Raw genomic sequence first — 21,039 nt, forward strand, 5'->3', positions numbered from 1 at the left:
GTGTCCGACGTGGTCACCCGGGCGACCCGCGAGGAGTTCGGGCTCTGGTACGAGGAACAGGCGGGCACGCCGGTCCGGCGGCTGCTGTGCGCCTTCGCCGCCGCGCTCGCCACCCCGGCGCCGCCCGGCCGGGTCGCCGGGGCGCTCGCCCGGGTCGTGGACCGGTACCCGGAGTGCCGGACGGTGTTCGCCCCCGACGACGGCGGCACGCTCGTCCGGCGCCCCGGACCGGACCTCGCCCCGACCGTCTGCTTCGGACCGGAGTGGTCCGCGGCCGGAGCGGCCGCCGCGCTCGGCGGTGAGCCGATGTCGGCCGAAACCGGCCCGGTGCTGCGGCTCGGCGTGCTGACCGGCCCGGCGGGCGAGGTCCGGCAGGTGGTCGGCGTCGCGCACCACGTCGTGTGGGACGGCCGGTCGGAAGAGCTGTTCTGGGCGGCACTGGCCGGCGAGCTCGCGGAGCCGGGGCCCGACGGGCCGTTGCGGCCGCCCCCGCCGGCGGCGCCGCAGGAGGCGGCGGACCCGCAGTGGCGGGCCGAGGTGGCCCCGGGGGTGTGGGACGCGGCCAAGTGGCAGGCCCGGGCCCACGGCGTCACCCCCTTCAGCTGGCTCGTCGGGCACTTCGCGGCCGCCACCGCGGACGCGGGGGAGGCGGCCGTCACGCCGTACATCGACGTCGACCTGCGCGTGCTCGACCCGGCGTCGCGCGAGCGCGTCGGCTACTTCCAGACCCAGCGCGCGCTGGGCGTGGTCGGCCCCGGCACGTCCGGGCCCGACGCCGCCCGCGCGGTGCTGGCCGACGTCGGCGCCCTGGCCGCGCTCGTCCTGACCACCGGCCTGCCGCCCGAGCGGGAAACGGCCGGTCCCAGCTGCAAGTTCTACGTGCGCGACCAGCGGTCCGCGCCCGATCCGGCGCTGTCGCCGATCGACACCGCCCTGCCCGTCGCCCGCAACGACCTGGCCGCCGGCCTGACCGCGGCGGGCGGGCGGGCCCACCTGACCGTCACCGCCCGGCGCGGAGCGCCCGGCCCGGCACCCGCCGGACTGGGCCGCGCCCTGCTGGCCGCGCTCGACCGCGCCGCGCACGGCGGCCCGCGAGGAGATGAGGACGCATGAAGCAGTTCACCGTCGACCGCCCGGTCGGCGCGTGGTGGCCGGTCCACGGCCCCGACATCGACGCGGCGCTGGAGCACGACGGCGGGGCCGTCCTCGACGGCCCCGGCCTGACCGGTACCGCCGTGTTCCAGGACCTGGCCGAGCGGGCGTGCGGGCCGCTGTCGCGGGACAACCCCGAGCACCGGCACGTGACCGACGATCCGACCGGCACCGTCAACACGCCGGTGGAGTTCTCCGGCGCGCGGAAGCTGCTGTGGCACAACGAGAACACCTTCGCCGCGCACTGGCCCCGGCGGATCGTGTTCGGCTGCGCCCGGCGCGCCGCCACCGGCGGCGACACGCCCACGGTGGACACGGCCGCGGTGTACGACCTGCTGGACCCGGTGCTGCGCAAGCGGTTCGAGGACACCGGCGTCACCTACACCCGCCGGCTCGGCGGCGACCTCGGCCTGGACTGGCGAACCCTGTACGACACCGAAGACCGCGCCGAGGCCGAAGCGGCCTGCGTCCGCGAGGGCGCGCAGTGGCACTGGGACGGGGACGTGCTGGTCACCCGGCAGCGCCGGCCCGCCGTCGCCGGGCTGCCCGGTGGCCGCCGCTCGTTCGTGGCCCAGGTGCTGCACTGGCACCACCGGGCCATGGACGCCGACGTGCGCGCGTCGATGGCCGCCCTGATGCCGCCGGCGGAGTTCCCCAAGGCCTGCGCCTTCGGGGACGGGCAGCCCATCCCGGACGCCGCCGTCGACGCCCTGATCGCCCTGTACGCGCGGCTGGAGGAGACCGTGCCGTGGGCGCAGGACCGGGTGGTCCTGCTGGACAACCTGCGCCGGGCCCACGCCCGCAACCCCTACACCGGCGAACGCCGCCTGCTCGTCGCCATGGGCCGCGCGCTCGACCACGCGGAGGCCGGCCGTGTCGCATGAACTCGCCGCCGCGATCCGCGCGGGGCGCGGGGACGCCGTCACCGAAGGTGGGCGGCGCACGTCGTACGCGCAGCTGCTGGACGATGCCGCCGCGCTGGCCGCGTCGCTGCGCCGGCACGGCGCCGCGCCCGGGACCGTCGTCCCCGTGCAGGGCATCGGCACGACGGAGACGGTGACCCAGATCGTCGCGGTGCTGCTGACCGGGGCCGCCTACGCCCCGGTCGACTCGCGCACCCCCGACCGGACCGTGGCCGCCTTCGCCCGGCTCTGCGGCGCTTCGGTCGTGCTCGGCGCCCGGCGGGACACCGCGCACGGCGTGCGCTGGCTCGACCCGGCCGAAGCCGTCGCGGACGCCGGTCGCGAGCCGTGGACGAGAAGAACCGTGCCCGGGACGACCGCCTACGTCATCGCCACCTCCGGCACGAGCGGCGCGCCGAAGGGCGTCGTGGTGCCCGAGTCGGCGGTGCTGGCCTACCTCGGGTGGGCGATGGCCGAGTACGGCGGCGGGTACGGCGCGCCGCTGTTCACCTCGCTCGGCTTCGACCTGACCGTGACCAGCCTGCTGGGGCCGCTGGTGTCCGGCCGGACCGTCGCGGTGCTCGACCCGGTGCGGTGGCCGCTGGACGTCGCGACCGACCCGCGTCCGTTCGACGAGGCCGGCTTCGTCAAGCTCACGCCCAGCCAGCTCGACATCGCCTGCCGCCTGATGACCGAGACCGGCACCCGCTCGCGCGTCCCGGTGCTGGTGGTGGGCGGGGAAGCGATGCGCGGACCGGCCGTCGCCCGGTGGCGTGAACGGTTCCCCGCCGCGGCGATCGTCAACGAATACGGTCCGTCGGAGGCGGCCGTCGGCTGCTGCCGCTACACCGTCCCCGACGGGTTCACCGGCGCCGACGTCCCGATCGGCACGCCCCCGCCCGGCGTCGGGCTGGAGCTGGCGCCACTGCCGGCGGACTACGCGGGCCCGCGCGAGCCCGGCGGGGAGCACGGCGAGCTGGTCATCACCGGCGCGCAGGTCGCCGTCGGCTACCTGGTCCCCGACGCCGTGGGGCGCGGGGTACTCACCCCGTTCGCCGGGCGGCCCGGGCAGCGCCGGTACCCCAGCGGCGACCACGTCTCCCGCGGGACCGGCGGCCTGTTCACCTACCACGGCCGGATCGGCCGCGAGGTCAAGGTGAACGGCTTCCGGGTCAACCTGGCCGCGGTCGAGTCGCGGCTGGCGGACTGCCCGGGGGTGCTCGCCGCCGCCGTCGCGGCCGGCCCGGCCGGGCTCACCGCCCACGTCGCCGCGAGCCCCGGGATCACCCCCCGGACGCTGCGGCGGCACCTGCTCGAGGTCTTCCCGGTCTACGCGGTGCCCGCGGAGATCGCCGTCGGCCCGGAAATCACCGTGACCGAGCGCGGGAAGCTCGCCACGGCCATGTCGTCCACCCACCCCGAGGACCGGTCATGACCACCCTGCCCCTGCGCACCACCCCGGCCACCCTGACGCCGGACGACCTCGGTCACGACCTGCGCACCGCCCCGCCCGGCCCGGTCGAGGCCCGGGTGCGGGCCGCGGTCGCCGACGCGGGCGCCGTGCTGCTGCGCGGGTTCGGTGTCGACGGCACCGAGGACTTCGCCTCGGTCGTCGCCGCCCTCGGCGGGGAGCGGCTGGAGTACTCCGAGCGATCGACCCCGCGCAAGTCACTCGGCGGCCGCGTCTACACCTCCACGGAGTACGCCAAGGACAAGGAGATCTTCTTCCACAACGAGAACTCCTACCAGGCGTCCTGGCCGCGCTGGCTGTTCTTCTACTGCAGCGTCCCGGCCACCGGTGGCGGGGCCACGCCGCTGGCCGACATCCGCGAGGTGACCCGGCTGCTCGACCCGGACGTGCGGGCGGAGTTCGCCGAGCGCGGCTGGCTGCACGTGCGGACCTACCAGCCCGGCTTCGGCCTGCCGTGGCCGGAGGTGTTCGGCACCGAGGACCGCGCCGAGGTCGACCGCTACTGCGCGGGCGCCGGGATCACCGCGACCTGGCGCCCCGACGGCGTGCTCCAGACCCGCGCGCGGCGGGACGCCTTCCACCGGCACCCCGAGACCGGGGAGCTGCTGTGGTTCAACCACATCGCGTTCTTCCACCCGAGCACGCTGCCGCCGCCCGCGCTCGCCGTGCTCACCGACATGCTCGGCCACGACAACCTGCCCAACGACACCCGTTACGGCGACGGCGAGCGCATCCCCGGCAGCGTGTGCGCGCACATCCGCGACTGCTACCGGCGCGCGTCCTCGCGGTTCGACTACGAGCGCGGCGACGTCCTGCTGGTGGACAACATGCTCGCCGCGCACGGCCGGGAGCCCTACGACGGCGACCGGAGCGTCGCGGTCGCCATGACCGGCCTGGTGCGGAGGACGGCGTGACCGCCACCGCCGCGGCCGGGACGGCGGTGCGCGTCCGGCTGCCGGTCAACGAGGACGTGACCACCCGCGCCTACCAGTTCTACGCGTTCCCGGTGTCGATCGTCGAAGCCCACGACCCGGCGAAGGTCGAGTGGACGCTGACGAACTTCATCCACCTGGCCTACGACCAGCGCCCGGGCACGCCGGTGCCGATGTGCTTCTACATCTTCGACTACGCGGCGAACCCGCACCTGGAGATGATGCGGACCGACGCGGAGCTGATGCACGACCTGCTCGGCTCGCGGCTGTCCGGGTTCGCCGCGCGGCAGCTGGCCCAGGGCTGGTACCTCTACCTCAACGTCGACGAGCACCACATCCCGCGCCGGTACGCCTTCGGGCGCAAGCGGATGTCCCACGACCTGCTCGTGCACGGGTTCGACGCCGAAGCCGGCACGGTCGACGTCCTGGGCTACGACGAAAACCCGGTGTTCCGCTCGGTCACCATCCCGGCCGAGGCGCTGGACACGGCGTTCGCCGAGCACCGGGGGCTCGGCAGCGGGTGCCGCCAGTTCGTGATGTACCGGTACCGGCCGGAGAGCACGTTCGCCTTCGACCGGGCCTTCGTCGCCGGCGAGATCCGCACCTACCTGCGGTCGGAGAACCCCACCGCCGCCCTGCGGGCGCTGCGCGAACCGTGGGACCGGGTCTACGGGCTGGCCGTCTGGGACTGCTTCGCCCGCGAGCTGGCCGCGGCCCGCGCGGGTGAGCGCGAGTACGACCACCGGTCGGCCCGCGTCCTCTTCGAACACTCGAGCCTGATGCTCGACCGCATCCGGCTGATGCTCGCCGACGACCCGGCCGCCGCCGGGGAGGCGGCCCGCGCCTACCGGCCCGTGGTCCGGTTCTGCCGCAGCCTCGGCTACGCCGTGCTGGCCGCGGCGACCGCGGGCGACCACTCCTCCCTCGACCGGCTGGCCGGCGAATTCGCCGGCGTCGCCGACCGGCACGCCGCCGTGCTGCGCGCGCTCGTCGGCCCGGACACCCCCTGACCGCAAGGAGATCTGTCGTGTACGTGCTGGGAATCAGCGGGCTGGACCGCAGCGAAGCCCGCATGCGCCGGGAATTCCCCGGCCTCGAACGCCGCCAGTACCGGCTGGCGCAGGGCGCGGACTCCGCCGCCGCCCTGGTGACGCCGGACGGCGTGGTCGCCGCGGCCGCCGAGGAGCGGTTCGTCCGGGACAAGGGCACCGGCCGCTTCCCCCGGCAGGCGGTGGACTACGTCCTCGCCGAAGCCGGGATCAAGCCGCAGGACGTCGCGTTCGTCGCGCACAACTTCGACTTCGCGCCCTACCGCCCGTTCTTCGAGACCGAGGGCACGCTCGACGAGTACGACGAGGTGTACTCGGCCGAGGCGGTGGCGCGCGAGCTGCACGCGGAGCACACGTGGGACCCGGCGATGCGGGTCGTCCCGGTCGCCCACCACCTCGCGCACGCCGCCAGCGCGTTCTACTGCTCGGGCTACGCCGAGGCCGACGTGCTGGTGGCCGACGGCATCGGCGAGTTCGAGAGCACCTCGCTCTACCGCGCCGACGCCGCGGGGATCCGCACCACCGCCCAGATCCGCGGGCTGCACTCGGTCGGGCTGGCCTACGGCCTGGTCACCATGCACCTCGGGTTCTGGATGAACATGGACGAGTACAAGGTGATGGGCCTGGCCCCGTACGGCAACCCGGCGCCGATGCGCGAAGCCGTCGCCGAGATCGTCCGGCTGCGCGAGGACGGCACCTACAGCACGCCGTTCACCTACCTCAACCAGACGCCGCGGGAGCGGGCCACCTACGCGCGGTCGCTGGCCTACCTGGCCGGGCTGCTGGGCCCGGCCCGGCAGCCCGGGGAGCCGATGGAGCAGCGGCACCTCGACCTCGCGGCCGCCCTCCAGGAGGCGACGGAACAGGCGATCCTGCGGTTCCTGTCGGTCGACCGGCCGCGCGCGGACTCGCTGTGCCTGGCCGGCGGGGTGGCGCTCAACTGCGTGGTCAACAAGGCGATCCGGGAGACCGGGCTGTACCGGCGCCAGTTCGTGCAGCCCGCCGCGGGGGACGACGGCACCGCCCTCGGCGCGGCGCTGGCCGTGCTGCACCGCGCCGACCCCCGGCTGCCCGAGGTGCCCGCCCCGGCGCGCCGCACGACCCGGCTGGGCCCGCCCTACCTCGGGCCGGCCTACGGCCCGGGCGAGGTCGCGGCCGCGCTGAACGGCATCGACGCCACGGTGACCCGGCCCGGTCCCGGCGCACTGGCCGCCGAGGTGGCGCGGCTGCTCGCCGACGGCCGCGTGGTCGCGCTGTTCCAGGGGCGCATGGAGTACGGCCCGCGGGCGCTGGGCAACCGGAGCATCCTCGCCGACCCGTCCACCGCCGAGATGCGCGACCGCATCAACGCGATGGTCAAGCACCGCGAAGACTTCCGGCCACTGGCCCCGGCCGTGCTGGAAGAGTACACAAAGGACTGTTTCGTCGTCGACGATCCGGCCGAGTTCCTCTGGATGGTCGAGACCGTCGACGTCCGTCCGGAGTGGACGGACCGGCTCGGCGGCGTCACGCACGTCGACGGCTCGGCCCGCATCCAGGTCGTCCGGCGGGCCGACAACGAGCTCTACTGGCGGATCATCGACGGGTTCCGCGAGCTGACCGGCACCCCGCTGGTGCTCAACACCTCGTTCAACGTGCGCGGCGAGCCGGTCGTCTGCTCGCCCGCGGACGCGGTGCGGACCTTCCTGGGCAGCGACGTCGACGCCTTGGTGCTCGGCGACCACCTCGTCGTGCGGAAGGCCGACGACGTCGAGCAGGTCATCGGCCGGCTGTGGGAGGAGATCCTCGGGATCGACCCGCCGGCGCCGGACAGCCGGTTCTTCGCCGTCGGCGGCGACTCGATCACGTCGGTGCGGTTCGTCGCGCTCGCCCGCGGCGAAGGGCTGTCCCTCACCCTGCGGGACATGCTCGCCGACGACCGGCTGGCCGTGCTCGCCGGGCAGGCGCGGCAGCGGGCGGCGACGTCGTGACCGCCGCCGCGCCCGCGGTCGGCACCGACCCCGCCGACCTGCCCGACGACCACTGGTCCGCGGTGCCCGCGTTCGGGCTGCTCGACGACGCCGACCGCGCCCGGCTGCCCGCCGGCGCCGTCGACGCGTTCCCGATGACCGCGCAGCAGGTCGCGATGGCCGCGCAGCTGGTGCTCGGCTCGGCCCGGCGCCGCAAGGGCGCGGCGGACGTGCCGGCGTACCACAACGTGGCCATGTCCCGGATGTCCGTGCCGGCGGTCGACACCGCGGTGTTCGCCGCGTGCGCCGAGGCGCTGGTGGACCGGCACGAGATGTTCCGTTCGGTGCTGGACCTCGACACGTTCTCCCAGCCGATGCAGGTCGTGCTGGCCCGCGCGGCCGAGCCGGTGCTGACCGTGCACGACCTGCGGGGCCGGGACGCGGCCGCGCAGGAGGCGGCGCTGGCGCGGTTCGCGGCGGCCGAGAACGCCAAGACGCTGTCGCTGACCGCCGCGCCGCTGACCCGGTTCACCCTGCACGTGCTGAGCGAGCGGGACATCGCGTTCACCATCACCGAGCCGCACGCGATCGCCGACGGCTGGAGCACGCACCTCAACCTGGTCGAGCTCTTCGACACCTACGTCGCCGCGCTCGGCACCGGGCGCGCCGCCGTCACCCCGCCGCCGTCCGCCCGGCTGCGGCACCACAGCGCGCAGCAGGAAGCCATGCTCAAGTCCACAATGGACAACGAGTGGTGGCGCGCCCGGCTCCGCCCGTGGACCGAGGCGCCCGTGCCCGCCCCCGCCGGCGGCAGTTCTGCTTGGCACGCCACGCTGGCGATCACCGGTGCGGAGTTCGCCGCGCTGGCGGAACTGGCGGAAGTGTCCGGCACCGGCCTGAAAGCCGTCCTGCTGACCGTGCACCTGACGGCGTTGCGGGACCTCCCGGGCGCGGCCGGCACGCTGACCGGCGTCACGGTCAACACCCGGCTCGCCGTCGAGGACGGCGTCGACGCCCGCGGGATGTTCCTCAACGTCGTCCCGCTGCCGTGGACCGGGGACGGCCCCGAGCCCGCCGCGGTGCGCGCCGGGCTGCTGGCCGCGACCGCGCGCGGCCGGGTGCCGCTGGCCCACCTGGTTGGCACCCTCGGGCCGGCGGCCGCGCCGCGGTCGTTGTTCGTGTTCAACAGCTTCCACAGCATCGCCGGGGCCGCGCGGCGGCTGGGCATCGACACCTTCGAGGAGGTGGCCGACTGGTCGCGCACCGACTTCCCGTTCGAGGCGAGCTTCAACCGCAGCGAGGAGCTCGCCGGCCGGATCGACCTGCAGCTCTACTCCGACGGCCGGTTCGCCCTCGAGCCGGACGCCGTGCGCGCCTACCGGGCCGCCGTCCGCGCGGTGACGGGCCTCGGCGATGACTGAGCCCAGCTGCGGGGCGACGCTCTGGCGGGCCCTGTGCGCCGCCGCGGCCGCCGCACCCGGCGAACCCGCCATCCGGGACGGCGCCCGCGTGCTGACCACCCGGGAGCTGGCTGTCGCGGTCGGCACCGCCGCGGTGCGGCTGCGGGAGATCGTGTCGCCGAACTCCCGGGTCGGGGTGCGGCTGGCGCCCGGGACCGACCAGCACGTCGCGATCCTCGCCACGGTGGTCGCGTCGTGCGTGTACGTCCCCTTGGACGTGACGTGGTCGGCGGAACGGGTCGCCTACGTCTGCGCCGACGCCGAAGCCGCCCTCGTGATCGGCGAGGGGCCGCCGGGCGCCCGTTCGCTGCCCTTCGCCGAGCTGGGCGCGGACCGGCTGGCCGTGCCGGACGCGACGATCCCGGACCTCGCCGCCGCCGTCGCCCGCCTCGACACGACGCCGATGCCCCCGGTGTACGTGATGTACACCAGCGGCACCACGGGCGCGCCCAAGGGAGTCGAAACGACCTGGCCGGCGCTGCGCAACCGGCTCGCCTGGATGCAGGAGGTGCACCCGCTCGGCCCCGCCGACGTGGTGCTGTCCAAGACCTCCTGCGGGTTCGACGTGTCCGTCTGGGAGTACCTGTGGCCCCGGCTGCACGGCGCGCGCACCGCCGTCCTCGACGTCCGCGCGGCGGACGGCTGGTCCGCCCTGTGGCGGGTGCTGCGCGACGAGGGCGTCACCGTCTGCCACTTCGTCCCGTCGGTCGCGCGGGCCGCGCTGCGGGACCCGGCGGCCGGCCCGGTGCCGGGCCTGCGCATGGTCGCCCTCAGCGGGGAGGTGCTCGACCGCGGCACCGCGGCGGCGCTGCAGCGGCTCGCGCCCGGCGCGCGGATCGTCAACATGTACGGGCCGACCGAATGCGCGATCGACGTCAGCCACTGGACGTTCGACGAGCGCGAGCGGTGGGACCCGGTCCCGATCGGCCGCGGCGCGGCGGGCTGCGAGCTGACCCTGCGCCCGTCCGGCGAGCTGGTGATCTCCGGCGTGCAGGTGGCCGGCGGCTACCTCGGCGCGGCCGCGGGGTCCGGCGGGTTCACCCCGGACGGCACGGCCTACGCCACCGGCGACACCGCCGTCGAGGTCGAGCCGGGCGTCTACGCCGTGCTCGGCCGGTCCGACCGGCAGGTGAAGCTCAACGGGGTGCGCGTGGAGCTGGACGGCCTGGAAGCCGTGGTGCGCGCCCACCCGGGGATCGAGGACTGCGCCGCGTTCCTGGACACCGAGGGGCCGGGGATCCCGCACGTGGTGCTCGCGTGCCGGCCGCGCGACCCCGGCGCGGCGCCGGGCACCCGCGCCGTCCGCGAGTTCGCCCGCGCCACCTCGGCGATGGAGGACGTCGCGTTCCGGCTGGTCCCGGTGGACCGGCTGCCGCTGACCGCATCCGGCAAGACCGACTACCGGGCCCTGGCCCACGACGTACGGGAAGGAAATCACCGTGAACAGCGCATTCGTTGACCTGGAACGGGAGTACACGGCGGTCGCCGGCCGGCCGCTGGACGAGCCGGACCTGGACATCTTCGACCTCGGCCTGGCGTCGATGGCCGTGCTCGAGCTGATCAGCAGGCTGCGCGGGCTGGGCTACGAGGTCCGGATGGACGACTTCGTCAATGCCGAAAGCATGCGTGAAGTCGCGCAGTCCATGGCCGGGTCCCGGCTGTGAGACTGCTGCGCGCCAACCCCCGGTTCCGGGTGCTGTGGGCGATCAACCTCGTGTCGTCGATGGTGGGCTGGTCACTGGGCATCGCCCTGTCGGTCCACGTCTACCTGCTGACCCGGTCGGCCCTGCTGACCAGCGTCCTGGCGGCGACGTCGACGGTGGCCGGCATCGCCTTCGGCGCGTTGGCGGGAGCGACGGCTGACCGGCACGACCGCCTTCGCATCGTCCGGTCGGGGCTGCTGATCCGGGTGCTGCTGCTGCTCGCCCTGTTCGGCGTGGCCGGCTCGGGACCGGGGCTGGTGGCCGTGGTGTTCCTGCAGGCGACGGTCCAGCAGTTCTACGGCCCGGCCGAGCAGGTGCTCATCGCGTCCTACGTCTCCGGCGAGGAACTGTCGGAGGCCAACGGGCTCAATTCGTTCGCCTCCAACGCGACCCGCCTGATCGCCCCGGCCCTCGGCGGCTTCGTGATCGCCTGGGCCGGGTTCCGCTGGACGGTCGTGGGCATGTCGGCGCTGATGGCGGTGTCGTTCCTGCTGAGCCTGACGCTGCCGGGCGACCGCGCGAGCCGGACGGCCCGGGCGGCGGCCGGGTCCGGCGGGGGAGTGCGCGAGCTGCTGCGCACCAACGCCCGCGTCCGCGGCCTGGTGCTGCTGCAGCTGCTGGACGCCCTCAAGGAGGGCCCGCTCTCGGCGCTGTTCCCGGTGCTGATGCTCGGGGTGATCGGCGCGACGTCGGGCGAGATGGGCACGGCGAACAGCGCGTTCGCCGTCACGGCGGTGATCGCGGGCCCGGTGGTGGGCCTGACGGTCCGCCGGCTCGGCTACCGGCTCCCGGTGGTGGCCGGCGCCGCGATCGCCAACGCCCTGATCGTGGTGCTGGCGTTGTGGCCGTCGACGGCGATGGCCCTGGTGGTCTTCGCGCTGTCCGGCCTGCCGTTCACGCTGTCCTGGGTGAGCACCCAGACGTGGCTGCTGCTGACGGTCCCGGAGACGAGCCGCGGCCGGATCGTCGGTACGTCCGGAGCGCTGTACGCGGCCATCCTGCTGGTGACGATGCTGGCCGCGGGCGCGCTGGCCGACGTGGTGGGCGTCCGCTGGGTCCTGGGCACCGCGGCGGCCGTGGCGGTGGCGGGCCTGCTGGCGGTGGACCGCCTGGTCCGCACCCCGGCACCGACCCCGGTGCCGGCATGACCGCGCTCGGCACGGCCCCGCACCGCCTGCTCCGCCCGGAGGCACCCGACCTGGCCGGCGACTCGGTGCGCCGGATCCTCGCCCTGACCCGCGGCATCCTCGCGGCCGACGTCCCGGAGGAGGCGGTGGCCCAGGTCCTGCGAGCCGACCGCGTCCCGGTCTGCTGGGCGTGCCACGAGTCGTACTTCTCACCGGCGGCGCCGCACTGCGCGGTCCACGGACGCTGACCGGCCGGCGGTCCGGGAACCGAGATCGGCGCCGGCCCGGTCAGTTCCTCGGGTCTTGCCGGTCCAAACCGGCGACGGTGCAGCCGGCCAGGCGGTCGCTCGCGTCGCGCGCGTGGGCCGCGCACAGCCTTGCGGTTGCGCCGTCCTCGTCGGTGATCACCGCGGTGACCGGCTCCGTGCACGGCGTGTGCAGACGGTCGAAGTCCCACGTGCCGGTGCAGCCGGGGGCGGTGCACCAGGCTCGGTCTCCGCTCGCGCGCAGCGTGACGCCGTGGGCCGGGCAGACGCCCCAGGGGACGTCGCACAGGGCCGGGTCGCGGGACGCGCGGACCCGGGCCAGGTCCTCGGCGGCGCGGGCGACCTCGTCGGTGTAGTCGCTCAGGTCGTGGGTCGCCTTCGCGATGGGCCGGGCGAGCCGGTGCAGATTGCCGTCGGGTGCGGTCTGCAGCCGGGCGGCCACTTCCGCGGTCCGGGTCGCGAGCGCTTCGGCTTCGGCCGCCAGCGCGCGCAGTTCGGCCGGTACGGGCTCGGGCGTGGTCCGCTCAGGCATTCTCGTCCTCGGTGGTCGGGTACTGATCGGTGAGCGCGGACTGCGCAGGTACCCCGGATCCGGGGCCGTCAACCATGGCCCGTCACTGCTGTTGCGTGGCCGCGGTCACGAAGTTCTGGGCGACTTCCCGCAGTTTCAGGTTCTGCTCCTGCGACGCCTTGACGAGCAGTTCGAACGCCTCGTCGGACGGGATGCAGTGCAGGGCCATGAGGATGCCCTTCGCCTGGTCGATCACCGCGCGCGACGTCAGCGCGGCGCGGAGCTGTCCCATGGTTTCGCGGGCGACCTGGTGCCGGCGGGTGCTGCGCAGCGCGCCTTCGGCGGCGGAGGTGTACAGGTCCAGCAGGGCCGCGTCGAGGGCGCCGAAGCTGTTGCCGCCGGTGTCGTAGAGGTTGAGCGAGCCGTGGTACTGGTGGTCGACGACCAGCGGGGCGGACAGGTAGGCGACGACCGAGGACCCGGCCGCGGCCGCGGCGAACTCCGGCCACCGGTGGGCCACCTCGGTCACCTTGACCCGCTGGAGTTCGCCGGTCCGGGCGGCCTCCAGGCAGGGCCCCTGACCCGCCTCGTACTGCGCCTGATCGACCCGGTGCGCGCGGTCACCGGTGGCGGCCGCCGTGTACGGGGTTCCCTCGCGCAGCAGCGTGATGCTCGCGATTTCCGCGTCCGGCACCGCGTGGATGACCTGCCGGCACACCCGCTGCAGGACCGTCGTCAGCTCCTCATCCTCCGTGCAGGCACCGGCCAGCCGGTCCAGCGCGGCGGTGACGTCGTCCACTCTTCGCGCGGCGTCCCGCTCCTGAAGCAGGTTGTCGTCCATGTGGGGCTCCCTCGAGGTGGGCGCGCTCGGCGATCGAGCGTTCGCGCCGGGTGTGGACCAGGTCGTGGTCCTGTTTCCGAGGGCACCACAGTAAATGGTGCGCAAACCTGCTGCCGGTCAGGCGATCGGGCCCGGGGAACGCCGCTTGGCGGCGATCAGCCGGCGCAGGGCGTTCTCGCCGAGGCCACCCCAGATGCCGTAGGTCTCTTCCGTCGAGATGGCGTGCTGGAGGCACTCCGCCCGGACCGGGCAGCTCGCGCAGACCTGCTTGGCCGACGCTTCCCGGTGCCGGCGGGCGAAGCCGCGCTCGTTGTCGACGTGGAAGAAGACCGCGGCGTCCATGCCACGGCACGCTCCACGCCTCTGCCAGTCCCAGTTTTCCGCGACCGCGTCGGGCAGGCGGCTCACATCGGACATCGGGCAACCCCTTTTCACTCGACGGCCCGGCCGACCGTTGAGCGGGGTGTACCCGGCAAGGGCGGGCCGTACCCGCCCACCCCGAGAATCACCCACGCGGGTTTCGCCGGCGATCCCGGAATTCACGCGGGGCAGGGTGTCCGGGGCCGGTCGGAACCGGTTCGCGGCCGTCCACGCTGCGCATTGAGTGCACGCCTGTACACTCAATTGGCATGTGCGCTGTCGACTGGCCCGGCGAAGCCGCCCGCCGTGTGCGGGGTGGTGCGTGATGGCCGAAACGGGGATGCGCCCCCCGGCGTCGCCGCTGCGGCGCCGGGCGTTGCGGGCGTTGCGCTGGCTGTTCACCCCTCTGCGGCCGGACGACTACCTCGAACTGATCAACCCCCTGTGGTCGACCCGCGAGCTGCGCGGGCGGGTCGAGCGGGTCGAGCCCGAACGCGGCGGGGCGGCCACCGTGCTGATCCGGCCGGGCTACGAGTGGGTCGGGCACCGGCCCGGTCAGTACGTGCGCTTGGGCGTGGTCATCAACGGCGTCCACCACTGGCGGGCGTACTCCCTGACGTCGAGCCCGGACCGCGCGGACGGGCTCATTTCGGTGACGCCCAAGAAGGTCGACGGCGGGGTCGTCTCGCCGTACCTGGTCGAGCGGGCGCGCCCGGGTGAGCTGGTCCGGCTCGGCGAGGTCGAAGGGTCGTTCACGCTGCCGGAGCGGCTCGGCCGCGGCTTGCTGTTCGTCACGGCGGGCAGCGGCATCACCCCGGTGATGAGCATGCTCCGGCACCTGGCGGACGGTCCCGGCCTGCGCGACGTCGTGCACGTCCACTCCGCGCGGGAGGCGGACGGCGTCATCTTCGGAGACGAACTGGCCGCGCTCGAAAAGCAGCACGAAGGCTTCCGGCTGGAGCTGCGCATCACCGGGCGGGACGGCCGGTTCACCCCGGCCGAGCTGGCCGCTTCGTGCCCGGACTGGCCGGAGCGGGAGACCTACGCCTGCGGCCCCGGCGAGCTCCTCGACGCGCTCCAGGCGCACTGGACCGAGCACGGCGACGCCGGCCGGCTGCACCACGAACGGTTCCAGCCCATCGTCGGCGGGCAAAACGCCGGAGGGGCCGGCGGGACGGTGCACTTCACCCACCGCAACGTCGACGCGGAGTGCCCGCCCGGCACCCCGATCCTCGTCGCCGGCGAGGACGCGGGCGTGGAGATGCCGTTCGGCTGCCGGGTGGGGGTCTGCCACACGTGCGTGCTGCCGATCCGGGAGGGACGGATCCGCGACCTGCGCACGAACGTCGTCAGCGAGAAGCACAACGAGATCGTGCGCACCTGCGTGCACGGCGCCGAAGGCCGGGTCACGGTCGACCTCTGAGCGCGGAAAGGAACCCCATGTCCCCGACAACGCACCCGTTCGCCCACCTGAACGAGGCCCAGCTGGCCGAGCTCGCCCGCGAGTTCGACGCCATCCACGACCAGGTCCGCGCCGACCTCGGCGAGCGCGACCGCCGGTACATCAAGGGCGTCATCCGGCTGCACCGGCAGATCGCGGTCGCGGGCCGGGTCCTGCTGCTCGGTTCCCGGTCCAAAGTGGCCTGGACGGCCGGCACCGGCTGCCTGGCGGTGGCGAAGATCCTGGAGAACATGGAGATCGGGCACAACGTCCTGCACGGCCAGTGGGACTGGATGAACGACCCCGGCATCCATTCGTCCACTTGGGACTGGGACACCGCCTCGACGGCGGCGGCGTGGAAGCACTCGCACAACTTCGTCCACCACACCTACACCAACATCCGCGGCAAGGACAAGGACCTCGGCTACGAGATCATGCGGATCGACCCGCACCAGAAGTGGCACCCGGCGTACCTGGCGCAGCCGCTGTACAACCTCCTGCTGATGGCCTTCTTCGAATGGGGGGTCGCGCTGCACGACATGGACGTCGAGGCCATCCGCGCCGGGAAGAAGCCGCTGAAGGACGTCTGGCACGACATCAAGGGCATCTCGGGCAAGGCCCGCGACCAGATCCTGAAGGACTACGTCGGCTGGCCGCTGGTGAGCGCGCTGGCCGCGACCGCCGCCGGCCGGCTGAGGCAGCCCGAACCCCGTTCGCGGCGCCGGGTTGTGGCCGACCGCGCCCGCGGCCGGGGGTTCCGGGGCGCGGTCCGGGCGCAGCTCGCCGCCGTCCGGAAGGACGGCGGCGCCACGTTCACTGCGACCTTCCGGGCCGACTTCACGGCGAACATCATCCGCAACGTGTGGGCGCACTCGATCATCTTCTGCGGCCACTTCCCCGACCAGACCTACACGTTCAGCCAGGAGGAGGTCCGCGGCGAGACCCGCGGCGGCTGGTACGTCCGGCAGCTCGTCGGCGCGGCGAACATCACCGGCTCCCCGCTGTTCCACCTGCTCAGCGGCAACCTCGGCTACCAGGTCGAGCACCACCTGTACCCGGACATGCCCAGCAGCCGCTACGCCGAGATCGCCCCGCAGGTACGCGACATCTGCCGGCGCTACGGCCTGCCGTACAACACCGGCCCGCTGTCCCGCCAGCTCGGCACGGTGCACCGCACGATCCTGCGCCTGGCCTTCCCGGGCGGTAAACCGCGCCCGAAGCCCGGTCCCTACCGCGGCGACGAGGTGGAGCGCCGCGCCGCCTGACCGCGGCCGGCCGGGGCTCGGGTGGTCACGTTTTCGGTGGCCCCGCGGCAGCTCCGGCCCGGCCCGGTCGTTCCCCGGTGCTCGCGGGTTCAGGCGACTGCGCAGGATTGCCGACCCGGTGAACTCTCGTCCCCGGTGCGCCGGGGGCGAGAGCCGTCGCAGCCGGCGGCGATGATCTGGTCGACGACGAAGCCGTAGGGAGGGCGTCGTCGGCGTCGAACCAGCGGTCGGCGTCGGCGGTGATGCGGCGTTTCAGGCGACTGCGCAGGACTCTCCGGCCAGTATCCGGCCCAGCGGGCCGTGGGGACGGTCCGGCGGCCGGCCGAGGAGGGTCGCGGTCGTGAAGGCGGCGGCCAGTCCGTCGAACACGCCGTGGCGGCGCAGCATGGCGTGCCGGCCGTGGCGCACCTGGATCACGCCGACGCGTGCGGTGCGGGCGAGGCGGTGCGCGGCCGCCAGCGCGCGGCGGGGGTCGGCGACCCGGTCCGCCGTCCCGTGGACGATCAGGATCCGCTTGCCCGCCGCGTCGACGTCACCGTCGTGGGCGTACACCCACGGCGCCAACGCGACGACGCTGCACACGTCTTCTTCGCCGGCGCTCAGGATCGCCGCGCGGCCGCCGAGCGAGTGCCCGACCAGGCTCACCGGTGTCGAGGGCGGCAGCCGCCGGCGCAGTTCGCCCAGGGCCCACCGGACGTCGTCGACCGGGGTGCGGGGGCCGTCCCAGCCGCGGGCGGAGTTCAGCAGCCGCCACACGGCCAGCTCCGCGTGGCCGGCGTGGGCGATGCGGTGGGCGACGGGGATCATGCGCAGCACCGAAGGCTGGGTGGGGCTCACCGGCGTGGCCCGCCCCCGCCCGCCGCCGCCGTGCAGCACGAGCACCGCGCCGGCCGGTGACCGGGGGACCCGGGCCGGGACGAGCCGAGCGGCGGTGGACAAGGGAAGTACCTCCTGGGTCGCGGGACGCCGGGGCGAGCCGAGCGGCGGTGGACAAGGGAACTACCTCCTGGGTCGCGGGACGCCGGGACGAGCCGCCGTGCGGGCGCGGGGATTCGTGGGCTCCGCGCCCGCACGACCTTGCGGCCGGCACGCCGTCAGTGGCTCCGGCGTGCGGCGAGACCGGTCACGGGAAGAGGGCGGAGGCGGCGCACAGCGCGGCCCAGGCCGCGGCGAACACCGCGACCTTCTTGCGGGCCGAGCGATCGGGCAGGCCCGTGCCGAAGACCAGTGCGTCCGCGGTGTCGGAGGCCACCCGGGCGGCCAGGGCCAGCTGCAGAGGCCGCCCGGGCGCGGCGAACACCATGGCGAGGCCGATGGCGGCGTCGCGGGCCCCGATGCCGCCGATCAGGGTCCGCACGTCCCGGCCGACTTCGCCGTCCGGCGAGGTCAGGCCGCACGGCTTGGCCAGCACCTTCGGCGCGACGATGATGGTCGCGCTGTAGGCAGCGGTCGCCACTCCGAGTACACGGGTCAACGCGGGCATCGGGCACTTCCTTCGCATCGGACGGCAGCAGGATCTTGGACTACCCGGCCAAAACGATGACAAACCGATGCAGGCCGAGATGATGTTCGGCGGCCGGCCTGCCCGGGCCTCACCACCGGATCAGCAGCGCCACGGCTTCCTGGAGCGTCGCGGGGTGTTCCCCCGCCGCCGTCGCGGGCCAGCCCGGGCCGGCGAGGATCAGCCGGGTGCCCCTGATCCGGGGGAGCGGACCGGCGGCGCGGCTCGCCCAGACGAGCGCGGCGGCGGGGTTCGTGCGATCGACCGCGCTCTGCAGGGCCGTATCCGGCAGCGAAGGTCCGAGGAACAACGCGGTGCGGCCCTGTTCCGCCAGTGCCGCGCGGAGGGCTTCCAGCGGGAGGGTGTGCCGGTCGCCCTCGGCGCAGGCGAGCAGGACGGGCGGGGGTGCGCCGGCCGCGGTGGTGACGCGGTGCAGGGCGGCGGCGATGGCCCAGGAAAGGCCCTGCACGAGGTCGATGCAGTGGTCCGCGTCGGGGCCGCACAGAGCGGCGAGCGCGGGCCGGCAGAGCTGCTCCCACGTCGCGACGACGTCGTGGGCGGCCAGGTGTGCCTCGAGGAACGCGGTCGCGGCGTCGATCTTCAGCTGCCGGACGGCGGCCAGCAGCGTGACCACGTCGGTGGCGCCGTCGGCGTGGAAGGCTCGCCGGGCCGCGCTCTCCGTGCTGAAACCCTGCTCGATCAGGTACTTCATCCGCGTCAGGGCGGCGACATCGGTGCTGGAGTACCGGCGGTGGCTGCCGGTCTGGGGCGCGGACAGCGGCAGGTGGTAGCGGCGGTGCCACGCCCGGAGCGTCGACGGGGGAAGGCCGAGCATCCGGGCGACCGTCCCCGCGGGCCAGCTGGCGGCGGGGGCCGACGAGGTGCTCATCCGCCCATTGTGCTGCGGATCCGCGATGTTCGCTGCATCATGGAATCGATGACAAAACGATGCAACAAGTCCGCAGCCGAGTCCGACAGGGAGAGACACCGGTGACCGACGTCGAAGGAGCGGGGGCGGCGTTCTCCGTCCAGTGCGTGATGCTGCCGGAGGCGGTGGTCGTCGTGGCGGCCGGTGACCTGGACATGGCCACCGCTCCGGTGCTGCGCCGCGAAGCCCTGGCCGCGGTGGCGGACTCGCCGCCGGGGCTTATCGTGGACCTCGCCGAGGTGAAGTTCTGCGGCTCGGCCGGCCTGCAGGTGCTGTCCGAACTGGTGACGTCCACGGCCGACGGGGGATCGGCCTTCGCGGTCGTCGCCACCCAATACGCTGTCCTGCGCGCTCTGCAGGTCACCCGGCTCGATGCGACGCTCAGCGTCCATCCTTCAATCGAGCGGGCCCGCACCTGGATCAAGGGGACCCCGGACCGGTGACCACCCGGCCCGGCGGCGTCATTCGGGCCCCCGGCCGAGCGGGGCGTCGAACCGCTCGTTGCCCAGCACCGCCAGCAGCTGCAGCTTTTCGAACGCCTCCGTGCGCGGAGGTGCGGTGAGCACGAGCAGCGCCTGGGACTGGTCCTCGGTGAACAGCGCCTGGCAGTCCACTTCGATTTCGCCGAGCTGCGGGTGCACGAGCACCTTGTGGTCCTCGAACCGCTTCGCGACCTCGTGGCGTTCCCACAGCCGCGCGAACTCCTCGCTTTCGCGGGTCAGCGCTCGCACCAGGTCGCCGGCCCGGGACCGGGGGCCCATCGAACCGTGGGCCGCGCGCAGGTTCGCCACCAGGGCGCGGCTCTGGCGGTCCCGGTCGTGCTCCGGGTAGATCAGCCGCTCACGCGGGTCGGTGAACCAGCGGTAGATTTCGCTGCGCGCCAGCCCGGTGTGCTCGGCCGGGCCGCCGTAGAGGGCTTCGGCGAGCCGGTTGCGGACCAGCACTTCGCCGAGGTTGGACAGGATGAGCGCGGGGGTGTCCGAGAGCCGGTCCAGCACCCTGAGCAAGGCGGGGGCCACGTGCGCGGCCGTCGCCGAGGGGGAGGGGGCCGTGCGCCCGGCCACCTCGAACAGGTAGTCGCGCTCGTCGTTGCTCAGCCGCAGCGCGCGGGCCAGCGCGGTGAGCATCTGTTCACTCGGCTGCGGGCCGCGGCGCTGCTCGAGCCGGGTGTAGTAGTCCGTCGACATCGCCGCCAGCGACGCGACCTCCTCCCGGCGCAGCCCCGCCGTGCGGCGGCGGGTGCCCGGCAGAAGGCCGACGTCCTCGGGGCACAGCTGTTCCCGGCGTCGTCGCAGGAAGGCCGCCAGTTCCACTCGGTCCACCCCTCCAGTATCGCGCCCGCCGCGGCCGCAACCAGGGATCCCCGGTCCCCCGATGTGCGGTCTCTGCCGCCGCCCGCCCGGACCGGTGAAGCTCGGGGCATGGACAACACCGGAAACACCCTCTTCATCCCCGGCGCCACCAGCGGCATCGGCCTGGCGCTCGCGCTCGCCTGGGCGGACCGCGGCAACACCGTGATCGTCGGCGGCCGCCGCACCGAGCTGCTGGAGCGCATCGCGGCCGAGCACCCCGGCATCGACACCGTCCGGATCGACACCACCGACTCCGCGAGCATCCAGGCCGCGGCGAAGGAGGTGCTCGCCCGCCACCCCGGGCTGAACGTGCTGGTGACCATGGCCGGCGTCATGCGCGTCGAGGACTGGCACCAGCCGGAAACCTTCCTCGAATCGGCCGAGAACATCGTGACGACGAACGTGCTCGGCCCGATCCGCCTGATCGCGGCGTTCGTCGAGCACCTGCGGACCCGGCCGGGCGCCACGATCATGACCGTCTCCTCGGGGCTGGCCTTCGCCCCGCTGCGGGTGACCCCCAGCTACAACGCCTCGAAGGCGGCGATCCACCAGCTCAGCGAGTCCCTGCGGCTGCAGCTGGCCGACACCCCGGTGGAGGTCGTGGAGCTGGTACCGCCGTCGGTGCAGACCGACCTGCTGCCGGGCCAGGCCGACAACGAGCACGCGATGCCGCTGGGCGAGTTCGTCGCCGAGGTGATGGACATCCTGGAGACTCAGCCGGCGGCGAAGGAGATCCAGGTCGAGCGGGTCAAGTTCCTGCGCTACGGCGAGGTCCGCGGCGACTACGACGAGGTGGTGGCGACGCTCAACGGCACCGACCCGCACTAGG

General features: G+C 74.2%; 22 protein-coding genes. 15 read left to right on the forward strand and 7 right to left on the reverse strand.

Annotation, left to right across the window (positions count from 1 at the left end):
* Genes C2L59_RS12070 through C2L59_RS12120 form a run of 11 tightly spaced genes read left to right on the forward strand, consistent with a single transcriptional unit; the run spans nt 1 to nt 11,993 of the window.
* Nucleotides 1-1,113 (forward strand): hypothetical protein, encoded by a 1,113-nt coding sequence (locus C2L59_RS12070; RefSeq protein WP_103349610.1) that lies wholly within the window; start codon nt 1-3, stop codon nt 1,111-1,113.
* On the forward strand, nt 1,110-2,036 hold the full coding sequence (locus C2L59_RS12075; protein WP_103349611.1) for a TauD/TfdA family dioxygenase: 927 nt from the start codon (nt 1,110-1,112) through the stop codon (nt 2,034-2,036). The genes C2L59_RS12070 and C2L59_RS12075 overlap by 4 nt, the downstream gene beginning before the upstream one ends.
* Nucleotides 2,026-3,489, forward strand: coding sequence for an AMP-binding protein (locus C2L59_RS12080; RefSeq protein ID WP_103349612.1), 1,464 nt, complete (start codon nt 2,026-2,028; stop codon nt 3,487-3,489). The genes C2L59_RS12075 and C2L59_RS12080 overlap by 11 nt, the downstream gene beginning before the upstream one ends.
* Nucleotides 3,486-4,439, forward strand: coding sequence for a TauD/TfdA family dioxygenase (locus C2L59_RS12085; protein WP_103349613.1), 954 nt, complete (start codon nt 3,486-3,488; stop codon nt 4,437-4,439). Before C2L59_RS12080 ends, C2L59_RS12085 begins: the two co-directional genes overlap by 4 nt.
* A complete protein-coding gene (locus C2L59_RS12090; RefSeq protein WP_103349614.1) occupies nt 4,436-5,467 on the forward strand; it encodes a hypothetical protein in 1,032 nt (343 codons plus the stop codon). Before C2L59_RS12085 ends, C2L59_RS12090 begins: the two co-directional genes overlap by 4 nt.
* A 17-nt stretch (nt 5,468-5,484) precedes the next feature.
* Entirely contained in the window at nt 5,485-7,476 is a 1,992-nt protein-coding gene (locus C2L59_RS12095) for a carbamoyltransferase C-terminal domain-containing protein (RefSeq protein WP_103349615.1), read from the forward strand.
* Entirely contained in the window at nt 7,473-8,876 is a 1,404-nt protein-coding gene (locus tag C2L59_RS12100) for a condensation domain-containing protein (RefSeq protein ID WP_103349616.1), read from the forward strand. The genes C2L59_RS12095 and C2L59_RS12100 overlap by 4 nt, the downstream gene beginning before the upstream one ends.
* Nucleotides 8,869-10,374 (forward strand): AMP-binding protein, encoded by a 1,506-nt coding sequence (locus C2L59_RS12105; protein ID WP_103349617.1) that lies wholly within the window; start codon nt 8,869-8,871, stop codon nt 10,372-10,374. Before C2L59_RS12100 ends, C2L59_RS12105 begins: the two co-directional genes overlap by 8 nt.
* Nucleotides 10,355-10,579: an acyl carrier protein gene (locus C2L59_RS12110; protein ID WP_158263047.1), complete on the forward strand. Its 225-nt coding sequence runs from the start codon at nt 10,355-10,357 to the stop codon at nt 10,577-10,579. The genes C2L59_RS12105 and C2L59_RS12110 overlap by 20 nt, the downstream gene beginning before the upstream one ends.
* Nucleotides 10,576-11,766: an MFS transporter gene (locus tag C2L59_RS12115; protein ID WP_103349619.1), complete on the forward strand. Its 1,191-nt coding sequence runs from the start codon at nt 10,576-10,578 to the stop codon at nt 11,764-11,766. The genes C2L59_RS12110 and C2L59_RS12115 overlap by 4 nt, the downstream gene beginning before the upstream one ends.
* Complete coding sequence (locus C2L59_RS12120) at nt 11,763-11,993, forward strand: hypothetical protein (protein WP_103349620.1); 231 nt, start codon at nt 11,763-11,765, stop codon at nt 11,991-11,993. The genes C2L59_RS12115 and C2L59_RS12120 overlap by 4 nt, the downstream gene beginning before the upstream one ends.
* Before the next feature lie 40 nt (nt 11,994-12,033).
* Here the strand turns inward: C2L59_RS12120 and C2L59_RS12125 are convergent, their stop codons facing one another.
* The 3 genes from C2L59_RS12125 to C2L59_RS12135 form a co-directional block, all read right to left on the reverse strand.
* The gene (locus C2L59_RS12125) at nt 12,034-12,543 is read right to left on the reverse strand and encodes a hypothetical protein (protein WP_103349621.1); all 510 of its coding nucleotides are present in this window, start codon (nt 12,541-12,543) and stop codon (nt 12,034-12,036) included.
* Between the two features lie 82 nt (nt 12,544-12,625).
* Complete coding sequence (locus C2L59_RS12130) at nt 12,626-13,363, reverse strand: GAF and ANTAR domain-containing protein (protein WP_103349622.1); 738 nt, start codon at nt 13,361-13,363, stop codon at nt 12,626-12,628.
* A gap of 117 nt (nt 13,364-13,480) precedes the next feature.
* Nucleotides 13,481-13,780, reverse strand: coding sequence for a WhiB family transcriptional regulator (locus tag C2L59_RS12135; protein ID WP_103349623.1), 300 nt, complete (start codon nt 13,778-13,780; stop codon nt 13,481-13,483).
* A 268-nt stretch (nt 13,781-14,048) separates the two neighbouring features.
* Here C2L59_RS12135 and C2L59_RS12140 point away from each other — a divergent pair, with 268 nt between their 5' ends.
* Both C2L59_RS12140 and C2L59_RS12145 read left to right on the forward strand, forming a co-directional pair.
* Nucleotides 14,049-15,146, forward strand: coding sequence for a ferredoxin reductase (locus C2L59_RS12140; protein WP_103349624.1), 1,098 nt, complete (start codon nt 14,049-14,051; stop codon nt 15,144-15,146).
* Between the two features lie 17 nt (nt 15,147-15,163).
* Complete coding sequence (locus tag C2L59_RS12145) at nt 15,164-16,429, forward strand: acyl-CoA desaturase (RefSeq protein WP_103349625.1); 1,266 nt, start codon at nt 15,164-15,166, stop codon at nt 16,427-16,429.
* A gap of 252 nt (nt 16,430-16,681) precedes the next feature.
* Here C2L59_RS12145 and C2L59_RS12150 read toward each other — a convergent pair whose 3' ends face one another.
* The 3 genes from C2L59_RS12150 to C2L59_RS12160 all read right to left on the reverse strand — a co-directional run bounded on the left by C2L59_RS12150 (nt 16,682) and on the right by C2L59_RS12160 (nt 18,819).
* Nucleotides 16,682-17,368: an alpha/beta hydrolase gene (locus tag C2L59_RS12150; protein WP_103349626.1), complete on the reverse strand. Its 687-nt coding sequence runs from the start codon at nt 17,366-17,368 to the stop codon at nt 16,682-16,684.
* Between the two features lie 184 nt (nt 17,369-17,552).
* Entirely contained in the window at nt 17,553-17,912 is a 360-nt protein-coding gene (locus C2L59_RS12155; protein WP_103349627.1) for a hypothetical protein, read from the reverse strand.
* Between the two features lie 109 nt (nt 17,913-18,021).
* Complete coding sequence (locus tag C2L59_RS12160; RefSeq protein ID WP_103349628.1) at nt 18,022-18,819, reverse strand: MerR family transcriptional regulator; 798 nt, start codon at nt 18,817-18,819, stop codon at nt 18,022-18,024.
* A 101-nt stretch (nt 18,820-18,920) separates the two neighbouring features.
* Between C2L59_RS12160 and C2L59_RS12165 the strand changes: the two genes are divergently transcribed.
* Nucleotides 18,921-19,301 (forward strand): STAS domain-containing protein, encoded by a 381-nt coding sequence (locus C2L59_RS12165; RefSeq protein WP_233223432.1) that lies wholly within the window; start codon nt 18,921-18,923, stop codon nt 19,299-19,301.
* 18 nt (nt 19,302-19,319) lie between these two features.
* On the opposite strand, the gene C2L59_RS12170 is transcribed toward C2L59_RS12165, so the two are convergent.
* Nucleotides 19,320-20,180: a helix-turn-helix transcriptional regulator gene (locus C2L59_RS12170; RefSeq protein WP_103349630.1), complete on the reverse strand. Its 861-nt coding sequence runs from the start codon at nt 20,178-20,180 to the stop codon at nt 19,320-19,322.
* Nucleotides 20,181-20,279: 99 nt separating this feature from the next.
* On the opposite strand from C2L59_RS12170, the gene C2L59_RS12175 reads away from it, so the two are divergent.
* On the forward strand, nt 20,280-21,038 hold the full coding sequence (locus C2L59_RS12175; RefSeq protein WP_103349631.1) for an SDR family oxidoreductase: 759 nt from the start codon (nt 20,280-20,282) through the stop codon (nt 21,036-21,038).
* Nucleotide 21,039 lies beyond the last annotated feature (1 nt).

Source organism: Amycolatopsis sp. CA-128772, from assembly GCF_002904295.1.
Taxonomy (GTDB): Bacteria; Actinomycetota; Actinomycetes; order Mycobacteriales; family Pseudonocardiaceae; genus Amycolatopsis.

Excerpts from the sequence above, each read along its gene's own strand:
- C2L59_RS12145 (WP_103349625.1), top strand. The coding sequence starts at position 15,164 with ATGTCCCCGACAACGCACCCGTTCGCCCACCTGAACGAGGCCCAGCTG.
- C2L59_RS12075 (WP_103349611.1), top strand. The coding sequence starts at position 1,110 with ATGAAGCAGTTCACCGTCGACCGCCCGGTCGGCGCGTGGTGGCCGGTC.
- C2L59_RS12135 (WP_103349623.1), bottom strand. The coding sequence starts at position 13,780 with ATGTCCGATGTGAGCCGCCTGCCCGACGCGGTCGCGGAAAACTGGGAC.
- C2L59_RS12120 (WP_103349620.1), top strand. The coding sequence starts at position 11,763 with ATGACCGCGCTCGGCACGGCCCCGCACCGCCTGCTCCGCCCGGAGGCA.
- C2L59_RS12125 (WP_103349621.1), bottom strand. The coding sequence starts at position 12,543 with ATGCCTGAGCGGACCACGCCCGAGCCCGTACCGGCCGAACTGCGCGCG.
- C2L59_RS12105 (WP_103349617.1), top strand. The coding sequence starts at position 8,869 with ATGACTGAGCCCAGCTGCGGGGCGACGCTCTGGCGGGCCCTGTGCGCC.
- C2L59_RS12175 (WP_103349631.1), top strand. The coding sequence starts at position 20,280 with ATGGACAACACCGGAAACACCCTCTTCATCCCCGGCGCCACCAGCGGC.
- C2L59_RS12140 (WP_103349624.1), top strand. The coding sequence starts at position 14,049 with ATGGCCGAAACGGGGATGCGCCCCCCGGCGTCGCCGCTGCGGCGCCGG.
- C2L59_RS12155 (WP_103349627.1), bottom strand. The coding sequence starts at position 17,912 with ATGCCCGCGTTGACCCGTGTACTCGGAGTGGCGACCGCTGCCTACAGC.
- C2L59_RS12085 (WP_103349613.1), top strand. The coding sequence starts at position 3,486 with ATGACCACCCTGCCCCTGCGCACCACCCCGGCCACCCTGACGCCGGAC.
- C2L59_RS12130 (WP_103349622.1), bottom strand. The coding sequence starts at position 13,363 with ATGGACGACAACCTGCTTCAGGAGCGGGACGCCGCGCGAAGAGTGGAC.
- C2L59_RS12160 (WP_103349628.1), bottom strand. The coding sequence starts at position 18,819 with ATGAGCACCTCGTCGGCCCCCGCCGCCAGCTGGCCCGCGGGGACGGTC.